13 protein-coding genes are annotated in these 16,627 nt (G+C 70.7%); 7 read left to right on the forward strand and 6 right to left on the reverse strand.

The features are described from left to right. Positions 1–14 precede the first annotated feature (14 nt). Both NMN56_RS06325 and pdhA (NMN56_RS06330) read right to left on the reverse strand, forming a co-directional pair. On the reverse strand, positions 15–989 hold the full coding sequence (locus tag NMN56_RS06325) for an alpha-ketoacid dehydrogenase subunit beta (protein ID WP_274042755.1): 975 nt from the start codon (positions 987–989) through the stop codon (positions 15–17). Next, positions 989–2,482 carry a pyruvate dehydrogenase (acetyl-transferring) E1 component subunit alpha gene (gene pdhA, locus NMN56_RS06330; protein WP_274042756.1) on the reverse strand — a complete coding sequence of 498 codons (1,494 nt, stop codon included), beginning with the start codon at positions 2,480–2,482 and terminating at the stop codon, positions 989–991. The genes NMN56_RS06325 and pdhA (NMN56_RS06330) overlap by 1 nt, the downstream gene beginning before the upstream one ends. Positions 2,483–2,881: 399 nt before the next feature. Between pdhA (NMN56_RS06330) and NMN56_RS06335 the strand changes: the two genes are divergently transcribed. Together NMN56_RS06335 and NMN56_RS06340 are read left to right on the forward strand one after the other, a co-directional pair. After that, positions 2,882–3,544, forward strand: coding sequence for a response regulator (locus NMN56_RS06335; RefSeq protein ID WP_274042757.1), 663 nt, complete (start codon positions 2,882–2,884; stop codon positions 3,542–3,544). A 175-nt stretch (positions 3,545–3,719) separates the two neighbouring features. After that, positions 3,720–4,130 carry a pyridoxamine 5'-phosphate oxidase family protein gene (locus tag NMN56_RS06340; RefSeq protein WP_274042758.1) on the forward strand — a complete coding sequence of 137 codons (411 nt, stop codon included), beginning with the start codon at positions 3,720–3,722 and terminating at the stop codon, positions 4,128–4,130. Positions 4,131–4,210: 80 nt separating this feature from the next. Here the strand turns inward: NMN56_RS06340 and NMN56_RS06345 are convergent, their stop codons facing one another. Together NMN56_RS06345 and NMN56_RS06350 are read right to left on the reverse strand one after the other, a co-directional pair. Beyond that, positions 4,211–5,260, reverse strand: a complete 1,050-nt coding sequence (locus tag NMN56_RS06345) for a phosphotransferase (RefSeq protein WP_274043104.1) — start codon at positions 5,258–5,260, stop codon at positions 4,211–4,213. 90 nt (positions 5,261–5,350) lie between these two features. After that, entirely contained in the window at positions 5,351–6,979 is a 1,629-nt protein-coding gene (locus tag NMN56_RS06350; RefSeq protein ID WP_274042759.1) for a protein kinase domain-containing protein, read from the reverse strand. A gap of 382 nt (positions 6,980–7,361) precedes the next feature. Here NMN56_RS06350 and NMN56_RS06355 point away from each other — a divergent pair, with 382 nt between their 5' ends. Further along, positions 7,362–9,104 (forward strand): protein kinase domain-containing protein, encoded by a 1,743-nt coding sequence (locus tag NMN56_RS06355; protein WP_274042760.1) that lies wholly within the window; start codon positions 7,362–7,364, stop codon positions 9,102–9,104. Between the two features lie 234 nt (positions 9,105–9,338). On the opposite strand, the gene paaN is transcribed toward NMN56_RS06355, so the two are convergent. Continuing rightward, complete coding sequence (gene paaN, locus NMN56_RS06360; RefSeq protein WP_274042761.1) at positions 9,339–11,045, reverse strand: phenylacetic acid degradation protein PaaN; 1,707 nt, start codon at positions 11,043–11,045, stop codon at positions 9,339–9,341. Positions 11,046–11,230: 185 nt separating this feature from the next. On the opposite strand from paaN, the gene NMN56_RS06365 reads away from it, so the two are divergent. After that, on the forward strand, positions 11,231–11,836 hold the full coding sequence (locus NMN56_RS06365) for a TetR/AcrR family transcriptional regulator (RefSeq protein ID WP_274042762.1): 606 nt from the start codon (positions 11,231–11,233) through the stop codon (positions 11,834–11,836). Between the two features lie 285 nt (positions 11,837–12,121). On the opposite strand, the gene NMN56_RS06370 is transcribed toward NMN56_RS06365, so the two are convergent. Then, positions 12,122–12,634, reverse strand: a complete 513-nt coding sequence (locus NMN56_RS06370; RefSeq protein ID WP_430542484.1) for an Lrp/AsnC family transcriptional regulator — start codon at positions 12,632–12,634, stop codon at positions 12,122–12,124. A gap of 205 nt (positions 12,635–12,839) precedes the next feature. Between NMN56_RS06370 and pdhA (NMN56_RS06375) the strand changes: the two genes are divergently transcribed. Genes pdhA (NMN56_RS06375) through NMN56_RS06385 form a run of 3 tightly spaced genes read left to right on the forward strand, consistent with a single transcriptional unit; the run spans position 12,840 to position 16,626 of the window. Next, positions 12,840–14,012 (forward strand): pyruvate dehydrogenase (acetyl-transferring) E1 component subunit alpha, encoded by a 1,173-nt coding sequence (gene pdhA, locus NMN56_RS06375; protein WP_274042763.1) that lies wholly within the window; start codon positions 12,840–12,842, stop codon positions 14,010–14,012. Next, entirely contained in the window at positions 14,009–15,085 is a 1,077-nt protein-coding gene (locus NMN56_RS06380) for an alpha-ketoacid dehydrogenase subunit beta (protein WP_274042764.1), read from the forward strand. The genes pdhA (NMN56_RS06375) and NMN56_RS06380 overlap by 4 nt, the downstream gene beginning before the upstream one ends. Continuing rightward, on the forward strand, positions 15,085–16,626 hold the full coding sequence (locus NMN56_RS06385; protein WP_274042765.1) for a dihydrolipoamide acetyltransferase family protein: 1,542 nt from the start codon (positions 15,085–15,087) through the stop codon (positions 16,624–16,626). The genes NMN56_RS06380 and NMN56_RS06385 overlap by 1 nt, the downstream gene beginning before the upstream one ends. Position 16,627 lies beyond the last annotated feature (1 nt).

The following is a 16,627-nucleotide window of genomic DNA, read 5'->3' on the forward strand; positions in this document are numbered from 1 at the left end:
CGTCACGGCTCTCCTCAGTACGCCAGCGCGCGGTCGACGGAATCGAGCACCCGGTCCAGGTTCGGCAGGTACTCGTCCTCCAGCCGGGCAGGAGGATACGGCGCGTGGAATCCGCCGACGCGCAGGACCGGTGCCTCCAGATGGTAGAAGCACCTTTCCGTGATGCGTGCGGCGATCTCGGCACCGGTGCCGAGGAAGACCGGCGCCTCGTGCACGACGACGAGCCTGCGGGTCTTCTCCACGGAGCGCTGAAGGGTGTCGAAGTCGATCGGGGACATCGAGCGCAGGTCAACGACCTCCAGCGAGTTGCCCTCTTCCTCCGCCGCCGCCGCTGCCTCAAGACAGACCTTCACCATGGGCCCGTATGCCGCCAGCGTCAGGTCCGTGCCCTGCCGCGCGATGTGCGCGATGTGCAGCGGCGCGGGGATGGACCCGGTGTCGACCTCGCCCTTCTCCCAGTAGCGCCGCTTGGGTTCGAAGAAGATGACCGGGTCGTCACCCTCGATGGCCTGCTGCATCATCCAGTAGGCGTCGGAAGCGTTCGAGGGCGAGACGCACTTGAGCCCCGCCACGTGTGCGAACAGCGTCTCCGGCGACTCGCTGTGGTGCTCGACGGCGCCGATGCCACCCGCGTACGGGATACGGATGACGACGGGCAGCTTGATCTTGCCCAGGGCCCGCGCGTGCATCTTGGCGAGCTGCGTGACGATCTGGTCGTAGGCGGGGAAGACGAACCCGTCGAACTGGATCTCCACCACCGGACGGTAGCCGCGCAGCGCGAGGCCGATGGCGGTGCCGACGATGCCGGACTCGGCGAGCGGCGTATCGATGACGCGGTCCTCGCCGAAGTCCTTCTGCAGGCCGTCGGTGACGCGGAAGACGCCGCCGAGCTTGCCGACGTCCTCACCCATGATCAGGACCTTGGGGTCGTTGTCCATGGCGCGGCGCAGCGACTCGTTGATCGCCTTGGCGATGGGGAGCTTGGACATCAGCGGCCCTCCTCGGCCGAGTCGGCGAACGACGCGAGGTAGTCGGCGAACTGCGCCCGCTCCTCGTCGACGAGCGCGTGCCCGTCGGCGTAGACGTTCTCGAAGATCGCCATGGTGTCGGGGTCGGGCATGGTGCGGATGGCCTCGCGCACGCGCTTGCCCACCGCCTCGTTCTCCGCCTCCAGCGAGGCGAAGAACGTGTCGTCGGCGAGCCCTTCCTTCTCCAGGTAGACGCGCAGCCGCTCGATCGGGTCCTTGGCCTCCCACGCCTCGCGCTCTTCGTCGGCGCGGTAGCGCGTGGGGTCGTCGGCCGTGGTGTGGGCGCCCATGCGGTAGGTGAACGCCTCGATGAGCATCGGGCCCTGGCCCGACCGTGCCCGCTCCAGTGCCGCCTTTGTCACGGCGAGGCAGGCCAGTACGTCGTTGCCGTCCACGCGGACGCCGGGGAAGCCGAATCCCTGGGCACGCTGGTAGATCGGCACGCGGGACTGGCGCTCCGCCGGCTCGGAGATCGCCCACTGGTTGTTCTGGCAGAAGAAGACGACCGGCGCGTTGTAGACGGAGGCGAACGTGAACGCCTCCGACACGTCGCCCTGGCTGGAGGCGCCGTCGCCGAAGTAGCCGATCACGGCGGAGTCGGCGCCGTCCTTGGCCACGCCCATCGCGTAACCGGTCGCGTGCAGCACCTGGGAGCCGATCACGATCGTGTACAGGTGGAAGTTGTTGGTGTTCGGGTCCCAGCCGCCGTGGTTGACGCCCCGGAACATGCCGAGCAGCATCGTCGGGTCCACGTCACGGCACCAGGCCACACCGTGCTCGCGATAGGTCGGGAAGACGTAGTCGTCGTCCCGCAGAGCGCGCGCCGAGCCGATCTGGGCCGCCTCCTGGCCGAGCAGCGAGGCCCACAGGCCCAGCTCGCCCTGGCGCTGGAGCGAGGTGGCCTCGGCGTCGAAGCGCCGGGTGAGCACCATGTCGCGGTAGAGACCGCGCAGCTCTTCGGCCGACAGGTCGACGTCGTAGTCCGGATGGGTGACGCGCTCGCCCGCCGGGGTCAGCAGCTGGATCAGCTCGTGCTGAACGGGCTCGGCGCCGGCCGGGGATGCCGTGGCCGGGGCGGCCGGCTTCCTGGCCGCCGTCTTCTTCGCCGCCGTCTTCTTGGACGACGCGTTCTTGGTCCCCGCGTCCCTGGTCGTGCCCGCGTTCCTGGACGTGCCCGAGCCCTTGGGCGCCGCCTTCTTGGCCGCGGCCTTCTTGGGCGCTGCCTGGGCTGCGGTCTTCGCTCCGGGGGTCTTCGCCGCGGGCTTGGCGGTCTTCGCCGCCTGCTTCCCCGCGGCCTCGGCCTCGGGCTGTCCGGACCCGTCCTCGGGCCGCCCGGCCGCCGGACCGGCGGTTCCTTGGCCCTCGGCGGGCGCGTCCGCCTGCTTGGTGGCGCGCTTTCCTCCGGTGCCGCTGCGGCGCGCGGTTTTCCGCGCGGCAGTGCTTTCCACGGTCACGTGTGCTCCTCCGTCTGTCCGGCCCCCGGGGTTGCCGGTGACCTGGGGCTCCCCCGCCCGATGGCGGGGGGAGGCTCGCCCGGTCCCGTGCGGCGCACGGGGTGGGAGCGTCGCGGTCGGAACCGGGTGGTGACTGCTTGTCCCGGTCGCGGCCCGCGCACCCAGACCTCCGGCCGGGGACGCCCCAGCCATGGCCCAGTATCTCCATAGACGCACGAGGCGCCCCTGACCTGCAACTTTGTTCGGATATCCAAGTAAGAACCTGGAAGTCCAAGCAGTAAGCAGAGGAACAGGGACATCACTGGTCACGGCCTCGCTGACCGCGGACACTCGCACGTTAACCCGGCGTCCGGGAGCCCGGGAAGAGTAGAGAGAGGATCAGTATGTGAGACTGAGAAGGTGCCTGAAAACGGAAGAATCCGCGTATTCCTGGTCGATGATCACGAGGTCGTCCGCAGGGGCGTGCACGACATGCTCTCCGTTGAGCCCGACATCGAGGTCGTCGGAGAAGCGGGCACAGCGGCCGAGGCGACGGCCAGAATCACGGCGACCCGTCCCGACGTGGCGGTCCTGGACGTGCGCCTTCCCGACGGCAGCGGCGTCGAGGTGTGCCGGGAGGTCCGCTCGCGCGACGAGGACATCCGCTGCCTGATGCTGACCTCGTACTCCGACGACGAGGCGCTCTTCGACTCGATCATGGCCGGCGCCTCCGGCTACGTGCTCAAGGCGATCCGCGGCACCGAACTCCTCACCGCCGTACGGGATGTGGCGGCCGGCAAGTCCCTGCTGGACCCGATCGCGACCCAGCGCGTGCTCGAACGGCTGCGGGACGGCGGCACCCCCAGACAGGACGACAGGCTCGCCGGGCTCACCGAGCAGGAGCGGAAGATCCTGGACCTGATCGGCGAAGGGCTCACCAACCGCGCCATCGGTGCCCAGCTCCATCTGGCCGAGAAGACCATCAAGAACTACGTCTCCAGCCTCCTCTCGAAGCTCGGCATGGAACGCCGCTCCCAGGCCGCCGCCTACGTCGCGCGCCTCCAGGCGGAACACGAGAAGTGAGGCGGCACCGGCGCGCGTACGCCGGTGACTGTGACGGGGACGCGGTACTGCGGTACTGCGGTACTGCGGTACTGCGGTAACGCCCTACCACGTGGGACGCAAGGGGTCGTTGGTCCTCGGGAGAGGGTCTGATCGCACTAGCCTGGAACCGCGGGGCTCGGGCAGGGTGAAGACCATGCCCCAGGAGTTGTCGGAACGCGACGAGGCGCTGGCCCTGCTGCCAGCCATCCGCTACGGACGGGTGGCGATGAGCAAGAACGCCCTGCCTTTCGTGACCGTCGCACGCCATGTCGTGGACGACGGCAGCGTCCTCATCCGCATCCACCGCGGCTTCGGCTACCACTCGGCGCTGGACGGCAACGTCGCGGCGTACGAGGCGGACAACATCGAGTCGGGCGCCTCCGAGGTGTGGTCCGTGCAGTTCGTGGGCAAGGCCCGGCTGGTCGAGCCGACGGCAGCGCAGCTCGAACGCTTCGGCCCCCGCACGGAGTTGGCCGACGGCGAGACCTTCGAACCGGTGTACCTGCGGATCGACCCCGAGTTCGTGAACATCCACCGGCTCAGCGGTGTCCCCAAGGCCCCCTGACACCTGACCGCCCGGCCGCCTCCCGTCCATCGGCGGTCAGTCGCAGAAGGGCATCGCAGAAGGGCATCGCAGAAGGGCGGTCAGTCGCAGAAGGCGGAGCGCACCGACTCGTAGCGCGCGCACCACCACACCACCAGCGCGGCGGCGGCCGGGAACTGGGGGTCGGCGCGCACATCGCGCAGCTGGTAGCGCCAGCGCAGCATCCAGAAGTCGTTCAGCCGTTCCCACCACACCCGGTGCACGGCCGCGGCCAGCTCGCCCCGCGAGGCGCCCGCGCTGCGCCGGTACGCGCGCGCGTAGGCACGTACCTTCGGCAGGTCGAGCGTTCCGTCGGGCCGTACGAAGAAGATCGCCGCACCGCGTACCGCCTCCTCGGCGCGTGGGTGCACGCCGAGCCTGTCCCAGTCGAGAATCGCCAGGGGCCGGGGCTCACTCCCCGTGGCCGCGTAGAGCAGGTTCAGGGGGTGGAAGTCCCCGTGCACCCAGCCGGTGAGGGGGCGGGGAACGGCGGGCGGACGCGCCTCGGCGTACCGGCGCAGCAGCTCGCGCCGCTCCGTCAACCTGTGCTCTGCCAGCTCGTCGAAGCTGTCCCTGCGCTGCTGCGCCCGTACGCACATGAGGAGTTCGCCGATCACCTCGTACGTCGCCGCCGGGTCCGCGCTCTCGTGGACCTCGCGGGACGGCTCGGGGAGCACCTGGGTGAGGCGCGTATGCACCTGTCCCAGCAGCGCTCCCAGGCGGCGCGACTGGGCCGCCGACAGCTCGCAGCCGTGCTGGTGCCTGCCCTCGATCCACGGGTGCAGCGCGTAGCAGCGCTCGCCGACGACCACGACCGTACGGCCCTCGGGGTCCGGCACGGTGGGCACCACGGGAAGCCCGAGCGCGCCCAGCCGGGCCGTGGCGCTGTGCTGACGCTCGATACGGGCGAGCCCCGCGGGGTCGGAGGGGTCGCCGTCGAGGTGGTGCTTGAGGAAGTAGCGGCCCCGTGTGGTCGCCAGCCGGTAGCCGCGATTGAGCAGCCCCTGGGAGACCGGTTCGCAGGACAGCGGCTCCCCCACGCCGTACCACCGCAGCAGGGAGTGGAGCGTGCCCTCGGTGAGGGCGGGCGATGAGGGCTGCACGAGGCGCATCGTAGAGGACACGGAGAGTGTGCCCACGCCCCGTCGACCACACGGCGAAGGCGCCCACGACCAGGTGGTCGTGGGCGCCTTCGGGAACCGTCAGCCGTTGCCGCCGGGGGCACCGGCGTTGCCGCCGGGCTCGCCGGCCTCGTTGCCGGTGTTGGCCCCTCCGTCATCGCCGTCGTCCGGCGGGTCGGTCGGGGGCTTCGGGGAGTCGTTGCCGCCGTTCTGGCCGCCCTCGTTGCCGCCGCCACTGCCGCCGGGGCCGGTGCCCGTCGGGGTGTCGCTGGGCTGGGACTGGGTCGGGGTGGGGCCCGTGTCGCGCGGCACCGACTGCGTGGGGGCCTGGGTCGGGGACCAGTCGCCGGTGTCACCCGTGGTGGCGCCGGGCTGCTCCTCCTCGGTCTCCGTCGGCGTGGGCGAAGGCTTCTTGGAGGTCTTCTTCTCCGAGGGCTCCGAGGACGACTTCTCGGGCTTCTTGGGCTTGTTGTCGTGGTTGTCGCCGAAGGAGGCCGCGTAGAAGATGCCGCCCGCGATGGCGATCACCGCGAGGAAGGCCACCAGCGCGTACTTGACGCCGTTGCCACCCTTGCCGCTCTTGCCGCCCCGGCGGGGACCGCCTTCGAAGCCGCCGTCGTCCTCCCTGTTGGACGCCAGCATGGGGGCGCCCATCTGGGAGGTCTCGCCGTGCACGGGGTGCTGGCGCGCGTCGGCGCCCGGTACGCCCATGGCCGGGGTGGAGCCGCCGGCGTGCGCCACGGGCCCCGTGTTCCACACACCGCCGGTGTGCCCACCCTGCTCGTGCAGCATCTGGAGGGCGTACTGCGTGAGCCCGCGCATCTCCTCGGCCGTCTGGAACCGGTCGTCCGGGTCCTTGGCCAGGGCCCGCATCACGAGCCCGTCCAGCTCGGGCGGTACCACCTCGGAGATCTCCGAGGGCAGCACCGGGTCGTCCTGGACGTGCTGGTAGACCACCGACAGCGGGGTCTCGCCGGTGAACGGCGGGCGCAGCGTCAGCAGTTCGTAGAGAAGGCAACCGGTGGCGTAGAGGTCGGAGCGGGTGTCGACCGTCTTGCCGAGCGCCTGCTCGGGCGAGAGGTACTGCGGCGTGCCCATGACCATGCCGGTCTGGGTCATGGTGTTGGAGGCGCCGTGCAGTGCGCGGGCGATGCCGAAGTCCATCACCTTGACGGCACCGCCGTGGGTGATGCTGACGTTCGCCGGCTTGATGTCGCGGTGCACGATGCCGTGCTGGTGGCTGTAGGCAAGCGCCTCCAGCACACCCGAGACGATGATCAACGCCTGGTCGGCCGGCGGTGCTTCGGCCGTCATGAGCAGCTCGCGAATGGTGCTGCCCTCGACCAGCTCCATCACGATGTACGGCGTGACACTGCCGCCGATGATCTCTTCGCCCGAGTCGTAGACCGCGACGACGGAGTGGTGGTTGAGGCCCGCGACGGACTGCGCCTCACGCGTGAAGCGGGCCTTGGAAACCGGGTCCTCTGCGAGGTCGGAGCGGAGCAGCTTGACCGCGACCGTACGTCCGAGGCGCAGGTCCTCGGCGCCGAAGACCTCGGCCATACCACCGCGGCCGAGGCGACGGGTCAGGCGGTAGCGCCCGTCGCCGATGAGGCCGTTGTTGCCCCACATCTCTGGCGAATCGGGCATGGAGCCGCCGCCTGTCGCGTCGGGGTCCGGAGGGCCCCCGGCGGCTTGCGTCTGTGCCATCAGTCCTCGCCGTCGAATCGAATCCGCGGGATTTCACGCGGTGCGTACACCCCAAGGAGGCTACAGGCAGACGGGGGGTACATGGATGGGGACGGAAGGGGCCCATCCAACAAGCTAGGGGCTCCGGGCCGCAAGTTCGCAGACAGCGACGACATGTACACGGACCCGGCAACAAGGGCCGCACGGGGCCTGTGCGCTGGGGCGGGAGACGCCCCGTAGTCTCGCCGTGACGGCACTCGCGGAGACGGTATGCGCATCCGGTCACGGAACGGGCAACGAGCTTGACGTGACGCAGCCCTCGGGCAAACCTGGCCGTACACAGGTCTATGGATCACTCAACGTACCTGCACGGGGGCAGCGCCGCCGAGGGGGAAGCAGTCAGATGAGCGAGGACGGCGCACAGGCGGCCGGTAACTATTTGGGCCGCATGGTCGGCGGGGGGCGCTTCGAGCTCCGTTCACTCCTGGGCGCCGGTGGCATGGCATCCGTCTATCTCGCCTACGACTCCGTGCTGGACCGGCAGGTCGCGGTCAAGACGCTCCATACGGAACTGGGCCGCGAGCAGTCCTTCCGCGAGCGCTTCCGCCGCGAGGCCCAGTCGGTCGCCAAGCTGACGCACACCAACATCGTCTCGGTCTTCGACTCCGGCGAGGACGAGATAGACGGCTCGATGGTGCCGTACATCGTCATGGAGTACGTCGAGGGCAAGCCGCTGCGCACAGTGCTCGACGAGGACATCGCGCAGTACGGCGCGATGCCCGCCGAGAAGGCGCTGAAGATCACCGGCGATGTGCTGGCGGCCCTTGAGGTCAGCCATGAGATGGGCCTGGTGCACCGGGACATCAAGCCTGGAAACGTCATGCTGACCAAGCGCGGCATCGTCAAGGTCATGGACTTCGGCATCGCGCGTGCCATGCAGTCCGGTGTGACGTCCATGACACAGACCGGCATGGTCGTCGGCACCCCCCAGTACCTCTCGCCCGAGCAGGCGCTGGGGCGCGGCGTCGACGCCCGCTCCGACCTGTACTCGGTCGGCATCATGCTCTTCGAGCTGCTCACCGGGCGCCTGCCCTTCGACGCCGACTCCCCGCTGGCCATCGCCTACGCGCATGTACAGGAGGAGCCGGTCGCGCCCTCCTCCATCAACCAGTCCCTGCCGCCCGCCCTGGACGCACTGGTCGCGCGCACGCTCAAGAAGAACCCCAACGAGCGCTTCCCGTCCGCCGATTCGATGCACGACGAGTGCATGCGCATCGGCGGCTCGGGCGTCGCCTCGGGGGCCTCGCCGATCATCATCAGCGGCGGCCCGCCGGCGCACAGCGGTGCCGGCGTGGGCCAGGCCGTCTTCCCGCCGGTCAACGAGGCGGGCTCCGGCGCCCCTCCCGGCAGCGTCCAGCAGCCCTACCAGCCGATGGGCCAGCCGCAGGGGCCCGGCGGCCCCTACAGCGGCGGCTTCGGGCCCTCGACCCCGCCGCCTCCGAACGCGGCGCCGATGGGCCAGGGCCAGCCGGCCTACGGCACCCCGCCGCCCTCGCCCTACGGCGCACAGGCGGGCGGTGCGGCCACCCCGCCCCCGTACAACCTGGCGCCGCAGTCCGCCCACGGCGGGCCCGGTGGCCCCGGCAAGAAGAGCAACACGGGTGCCCTCATCGGCTACGGGCTCACCGCTGTCGCCGTCATCGTCGCGCTGGTCTTCGTCGTCATCGGGCTGACCAGCGGTGACGAGGACAAGCCGGAAGCCAACGACAAGCCGAGCCGTCCCACCTCCGAGCAGCCCGCCGCCACGAGCGGAGACACGGGTGACTCCGGCAGCGACGACTCCCCCGGCAAGTTCAAGGGCCCGGACAAGAGCCGCACCATCGACCCCAGCAAGTGCACCGACGCGTCACCGGCCTATGACGACAAGAGCAAGGTCATGATTCCGGAGCTGACCTACAAGGACCTCACCTCCGTCAAGGCTTGCCTGCGCGCCGCCGACTGGGAGGTGGGCGTGGTCACCAAGGAAGACGAGAACATCTGGGGCAAGAACACGGTCACGGCGCAGACTCCCTCCAATCTCGATGACTTCGACCCGAAGAAGGACAAGATCGACCTGACGGTCTCCACGGGCAAGCCGGCGCAGTAACCGCACCGACGCCCGGCGGTCCCGCTCTGCGGTGCGGTCCCGCTGCTCCCCGGTGCGGTCCCGCCCTGTGGCAAGGTCCCGCTGCTCTGCGGTGCGGCCGGCTCCGCTCTACCGCCTGGCGCCCGTTTCGCGGGGGCCGCCCCGGTCGGCGAGGCACGCGCGATGACGGCCGTACCAGGTGGCGAGGCAGGCACGGTGCCGTCCGTCCGGGGGCGAGGCCGCCGCGGGGTCGGTTCACGCTTCTGTCATGCGCCTCACCTCCACCACGCGGAAGCGGTCAGCTACGAAAGCGGCGTCGCTGAGTGCGCAGTTGGCCGCGGGGTTGCCGCCCGAGCCGTGGAAGTCGGAGAAGGCTGCCGTCTGGTTGACGTATACGCCTCCGGTGAGGTTCAGCGAGAGCTGGGCCGGCTCGTCGAAGCACACCTCCTGCACCTCGCGCTCGACCTCCGGCGATGTGGTGTACGCCGAGACGGTCATCGCACCCCGGGTCCTGATGGTGCGCCGCAGCAACGCGAGCGCCTCCTCCGTCGAGTTCACGGCCACGGCGAAGGAGACGGGCCCGAAGCACTCGGACAGATAGCCGGCCTCGGCCTCCGGCTTCGCCGCGTCCAGCTTCACGATCGCGGGGGTGCGGACCGTGGCGCCAGGGAACTCCGGGTTCTCCACCTCGCGGGTGGGGAGGGCGACTTCACCGAGCGAGGGCGCCGAATCGACCCGCTCTCGTACGCCGTCGTTGACGATCGCGCCGAGCAAAGCGTTCGCCCTCGTGTCGTCACCGAGCAGCTTGACCACCGAGGCGCCGAGGTCGGTGACCACCTCGTCGTAGCTCTTCTTGCCTGCGTCCGTTTCGATGCCGTCCCGGGGGATGAGCAGGTTCTGCGGAGTGGTGCACATCTGGCCGCTGTAGAGCGAGAGGGAGAACGCGAGGTTCGCGAGCATGCCCCGGTAGTCACCGGTGGAGTCGATGACGACGGTGTTGACCCCGGACTTCTCGGTGAAGACCCGCGCCTGGCGGGCGTTGGCCTCCAGCCACTCGCCGAACTCCGAACCGCCGGTGTAGTCGATCACGCGGATCTCCGGGCGCACGGCCAGGTCCCTGGCGATGCCGTCTCCGTCGGCCTCGGCGGCGAGCGCGACCAGGTCGGGCGCGAAACCGGCCTCCGCCAGCACCTCGCGCGCGATCCTGACCGTCAGGGCCAGCGGGAGGACAGCGCGCGGATGGGGCTTGACCAGTACGGCGTTGCCCGTCGCGAGGGAGGCGAAGAACCCCGGGAAGCCGTTCCACGTCGGGAAGGTGTTGCAGCCGACCAGCAGCGCGATGCCCCGTCCCGTGGGGGTGAACTCCTTGGTGACGCGCAGCGGGTCACGCTTGCCCTGCGGCTTCTCCCAGGCGGCGCTCTCCGGGGTGCGGACCTGCTCGGCGAAGGCGTAGGCCACCGCCTCCATGCCCCGGTCCTGAGCGTGCGGGCCGCCCGCCTGGAAGGCCATCATGAACGCCTGCCCGCTGGTGTGCATGACGGCCTGTGCGAACTCGTGCGTGCGCCCGCTGATCCGCGCCAGGATCTCCAGACACACGGCGGCCCGTGCCTCGGGGCCCACGTCGCGCCACGCGCTCATGCCCGCGCGCATCACGGGCAGCAGCGCGTCGAGGGCGCCCTCGTCAGCACGGGGGTAGGAGATGCCCATCTCCAGGCCGTAAGGCGACACTTCGGTCGCGGTCCACTCGCCGGAGACGGGCTGGCCAGGCACCTCGAACCGGCTGCCGCGCAGCGCGTCGAAGGCCGCCCGGCCCTCCTCTGCCGCGTTCTCGCCGTATGCCTTCGGGTGCTCGGGGTGCGGGGACCAGAACTCCCTGGTGCGGATCGCGTCCAGCGCGCGGTCCAGGGTCGGACGGTGCCTTTCGATGAGCTGCGCTGTGGTGGATCCGATACCGGTGGTCACGCGGACCAACTCCTCGCTGAGCTGGGAAGACGGTGGAATGCGGACGGGAGAGGCGGACGGTGTGCGGGCCCGGCCTTTGCCGCGACCGCTCACGTGGTAGATACTGCAACCGACCGATCGTTCGGTGCAAGGGGGCTCGTGAACCTGTGGATAACTCCGATTCGCGCCCCGCTAGCATCGGCCGCATGCCCACGGTCAAGCGCGACACCTACACGCCCGATTCGCTGCTCTCCGTCGCCGTGCGGGTGTTCAACGAGCGGGGCTACGACGGCACGTCGATGGAGCACCTCTCCCAGGCGGCCGGGATCTCGAAGTCCTCGATCTACCACCACGTACGAGGCAAGGAAGAGCTGCTGCGCCGGGGTATAAGCCGCGCACTCGGCGGCCTGTTCGGGATCCTGGAGGAACCCCGCGCCGTCGAGGGCCGGGCCGTGGAGCAGCTGGAACATGTCACGCGCCGCACGGTCGAGGTACTGATGACCGAACTCCCCTACGTGACGCTGCTGTTGCGCGTGCGCGGCAACACCGACACCGAGGTCTGGGCGATGGACCGCAGGCGAGAGTTCGACCAGCGGGTCGCCGAGCTGGTCAAGCGGGCGGCTGCCGAAGGCGATCTGCGCTCCGACGTGGACGCGCGGCTCGCGACCCGGTTGCTGTTCGGGATGATCAATTCCATCGCGGAGTGGTACCGCCCCGACCGCGCGGGCAGCAACGGCGCACCGAACGACACCAGCGCCGAGGTCGCCGAAGCGGTGGTACGCACCGCGTTCTCGGGGCTGCGTACGCACTGAGGCGCCACGAAGCGGGTGCCCGCCGGCTCGCGGTGCCTGTGCGTGTCCCGCGACCCTTCTTGCCCTCTCCCTGTGCGGAGAAGTTGCCCGCGCCCTGTGCCGAGATGCGGCCTTCCCTCTGTGCGGAGAAGTGCCCTCTCCCCGGTGCGGAGAAGGGGGTGCCCCGTGCCGTGCGTCGCCGGCTGCGGGTGGTTCGTGGCTGGGCGCGCAGTTCCCCGCGCCCCTGGAATGCGGCGCCCCCCAGCACGGGGGCGCCGCTCAACTCGCCCCAGCATCGGGCGCCGGTCAGGCTTCCGGTTCCAGGTCCGTCTCCTCGAAGACGAGCAGTGTGCGTGTGCTGAGCACCTCGGGGATGGACTGGATGCGGGTGAGCACGAGGTCGCGCAGCGCTCTGTTGTCCGAGGTGTGCACGAGTAGCAGTACGTCGAAGTCGCCGCTGACCAGCGCCATGTGCGCGGCGCCCGGCAGCTGTTGGAGCTTCTCGCGGACGCTGCGCCACGAGTCCTGCACGATCTTCAACGTGATGTAGGCGGACGCTCCCTGCCCCGCGCGCTCCTGGTCGACGCGTGCGCTGAAGCCGCGTATGACCCCGTCGTCGATGAGGCGGTTGATCCGCGCGTAGGCATTGGCCCGTGACACGTGCACACGTTCGGCCACGGAGCGTATCGAGGCGCGGCCGTCCGACCGGAGCAGTCGCAGAATGTCCCTGTCGATGGAGTCGAGGGGGCGCGCTGAAGCCCGGAGGTCTCCGGACTGCGCGGCGCCTCCTGGCCCGTTGGCCATCTGTTCATCCGGCATGGCCCCCAGCCTCCCCTCCGTGGACGCCCTGCGGTTATCGAACGAGCCTGCGGACCATTTGTCCACAGGCTGAGGCCACCCGTAGCCAAAATGTGCCAGCGACCGAACAATCGGTAGGGGGAGCCCACCCGGCTCTCCTGCCCCGGAACGCCCTGGCGGCCGGTGAGCGCACGTCGTAGCAGGTTCCCACGAGGAGGTGCTCGTCATGACGGTCCTGGAGCAGCACAGTGCCTACGCCCCCACGCCGCCCCCGTCCTGGCGTCCCCGCACGGACCCCGCGCCTCTGCTGCCTGAGGCGGAGCCGTACAGCGTGCTCGGTGGCGAGGGCGGCGTCCGGGAGTCGGGCGTCGAGCCCGAGGCGGAGTTGCTGCTGCGCCTGTACGAGGCGGTGGTGCACGGGCGGCGGTACAACGAGCAGGCAACGGCGCTCACCAAGCAGGGGCGCCTCGCCGTCTACCCCTCGTCAACGGGCCAGGAGGCGTGCCAGGTCGCTGCGGGGCTCGCGCTGGGGGAGCGTGACTGGCTCTTCCCCAGTTACCGGGACACGCTCGCCGCCGTGGCGCGCGGCGTCGACCCGGTCGAGGTGCTGTCCCTGCTGCGCGGTGACTGGCATCACGGATACGACTCACGGGCCACGCGGGTGGCGCCTTTGTGCACACCCCTGGCGACCCAGCTTCCGCACGCGGTCGGCCTGGCGCACGCCGCGCGACTCAGGGGCGACGAGGTGGCGGCGCTCGCCCTGGTGGGAGACGGCGGCACCAGCGAGGGCGACTTCCATGAGGCGCTCAACTTCGCCGCCGTGTGGCAGGCACCTGTGGTCTTCCTCGTGCAGAACAACGGCTTCGCCATCTCCGTACCGCTCGCCAAGCAGACAGCCGCGCCCTCCCTCGCGCACAAGGGAGTCGGCTACGGCGTCCCCGGCCGGCTGGTCGACGGGAACGACGCCGTGGCAGTGCACGAGGTGCTGACGGAGGCGCTGGACCGCGCCAGGAGCGGCGGCGGACCCACCCTCGTGGAGGCGGTCACCTACCGCCTGGAGGCGCACACCAACGCGGACGACGCAACGAGGTACCGCGCGGCCGACGAGGTCGAGGCGTGGCGGGCACACGATCCCGTCGCCCTGCTGGAGCGCGGTCTGCGCGAGCGGGGGCTGCTGGACGACGAGGCCGTGAGCGCGACCCGGGAGGCCGCCGAGCGCCGGGCCGAGGACCTGCGCGCGCGCATGAACCAGGACCCGGAGCTGGACCCGGAAGAGCTGTTCCCCCACGTCTACGCACAGGGGACCCAGCAACTACAGGAGCAGGCCGTGCAGTTGCGCGACGAGCTGGCGGCGGCCGAGTTCGGTGACGGCTCCGGAGCGGGGGAGGACAGGCGATGAGTACGGCAGTCAGGCAGCCGCCCGAAGCGGGCGCGACGGCGGCACGCAAGCCCGCCACCATGGGGCAGGCCCTCAACCGCGCGCTGAGGGACGCGATGCGCGCGGACCCGGACGTGCACGTCATGGGCGAGGACGTCGGCACCCTGGGCGGTGTCTTCCGTGTGACGGACGGGCTGGCCAAGGAGTTCGGTGAGGACCGCTGCTCCGACACGCCCCTCGCCGAGGCCGGCATCCTCGGCGTTGCCGTGGGCATGGCGATGTACGGGCTGCGGCCGGTCGTGGAGATGCAGTTCGACGCTTTCGCCTTTCCCGCCTTCGAGCAACTGGTCTCGCACGTCTCGCGGATGCGCAACCGCACACGTGGAGGGCTGCCGATGCCGCTGACGGTGCGCGTGCCGTACGGCGGCGGCATCGGGGGTGTCGAGCACCACAGCGACTCCTCCGAGGCCTACTACATGGCGACACCCGGCATCCATGTGGTCACCCCCGCCACCGTTCCGGATGCCTATGGGCTGCTGCGCGCCGCCATCGCCTCCGACGATCCGGTGATCTTCCTCGAACCGAAGCGGCTCTACTGGTCGAAGGCCGACTGGAATCCGGAGGCGCCCGAGCCCGTACCCGGCATCGGGAAGGCGGTCGTGCGGCGCCCCGGCACCTCGGCGACGCTCCTCACCTACGGCCCCTCCGTACCGGTCTGCCTGGAGGCGGCCGAGGCCGCGCGCGAGGAGGGCGCCGAGGGCTGGGACCTCGAAGTGATCGACCTGCGCTCCCTGGTTCCGTTCGACGAGGAGACGGTCGTCGCCTCGGTCCGGCGCACGGGACGCGCCGTCGTCGTCCATGAGTCGCCCGGATTCGCGGGCCCTGGAGGCGAGATCGCCGCGCGGATCAGCGAACGCTGCTTCCACTACCTGGAGGCGCCCGTGCTGCGCGTGGCAGGCTTCGACATCCCGTATCCGCCGCCGATGCTGGAGCGGCACCATCTGCCGGGCGTCGACCGGGTCCTGGACGCGGTGGCACGCCTCCAGTGGGAGAGCGGCTGGACCGAGCGGCATCCGGACGGAGGCGGCATCTGATGGGCCAGGTACGCGAGTTCACCCTGCCCGACCTGGGCGAGGGCCTGACGGAGGCGACGATCGTACGGTGGCTCGTCGCGGTCGGCGACACCGTGAAGGTGGACGAACCGGTTGTCGAGGTCGAGACGGCCAAGGCCCTGGTCGATGTCCCGTGCCCGTACGGGGGAGTCGTGACCTCCCACAGCGCCGAGGAGGGCGCCGAGGTGCCCGTGGGAGCCCCGTTGCTCACGGTGGCTGTCGGACAGGGCCCTGGGGGCTCCGGGGCCCCCAGCGGTACGGGGAAAACCACCGGCGCCGACGGCTCAGGCGGCACCGGCGGCCCGGCCCCGGAACCCGAGCACGTGGGCGGCTCCGGCAACGTACTGGTCGGCTACGGGACGCAGGCGCCACCCGCCCGGCGCAGGCGCGCGGCCGTGAGGACGGGCCGGTCGGGGACAACGGGGACAACGGGAACAGCGGGGACGACCGGCGCGACCGGCGCGCGGGGCCCGGGAAGCGCGGCGGGCCCCGCAGGCCCGACGGACTCAGCGGACGTACAACTTGCCGCGAAAACCGCCGGAGCGACACCGGTAGCGAGTACGGCGCCGGTCGGACAGCCCCGGTACACGCCACAGCCGCAGCCCTTGTCCGGAGCGGCCGGCGGGCGCACCACGGCCGTCATCTCGCCCCTGGTGCGCCGTCTCGCGCGCGAACACGGCGTCGACCTGCGCACACTGGACGGCACAGGTCCGGACGGGCTGATCCTGCGCGTCGACGTCGAGCGCGCCGTAGCGGCCACCGAGCGCCCCACCGACGCACCGCGCGGTGACGCGGGGCGCACGGCCGGACAGACACTCTCCGGTACGCGCATCCCCCTGCGGGGAATCCGGGGGACCGCGGCGGAACGGCTCTCCCGTAGCCGCCGCGAAATACCGGACGCGAGCTGCTGGGTGGACGCCGACGCCACCGAACTCCTGGCTGCGCGCCGGGAGATGAACGCCCCCGCCGCGCACGGCACGGCACGCCAGGCCGTGTCCCTGCTGGCGCTCCTGGGGCGCGTCTGTACGGCGGCGCTGGCACGGTTCCCGGAGTTGAACTCGACGGTGGACACCGAGGCGCGGGAGATCGTCGTTCTGCCCGAGGTGCACCTCGGATTCGCGGCGCAGACCGACAGGGGCCTCGTCGTACCGGTCGTACGGAACGCGCACACGCTCTCGGCCGAGCGGCTGACCGCGGAGATGGTCCGCCTCACCGATGCCGCACGCGCGGGCACGCTGAGTCCGGCCGAGCTGACCGGTGGCACGTTCACGCTCAACAACTACGGGGTGTTCGGCGTCGACGGCTCCACGCCGATCATCAACCACCCGGAGGCCGCCATGCTCGGAGTCGGCCGTATCGCCCGCAAGCCCTGGGTCGTCGGGGACGAACTGGCCGTACGGGACGTCGTCCAGCTCTCCCTCACCTTCGACCACAGGGTGTGCGACGGCGGCACGGCGGGCGGGTTCCTGCGTCATGTCGCGGACTGCGTGGAGCGTCCTGCGGTGCTGCTCCGTACGCTCTGAG

It is taken from the genome of Streptomyces iconiensis (assembly GCF_028657195.3).
Taxonomy (GTDB): Bacteria; Actinomycetota; Actinomycetes; order Streptomycetales; family Streptomycetaceae; genus Streptomyces; species Streptomyces iconiensis.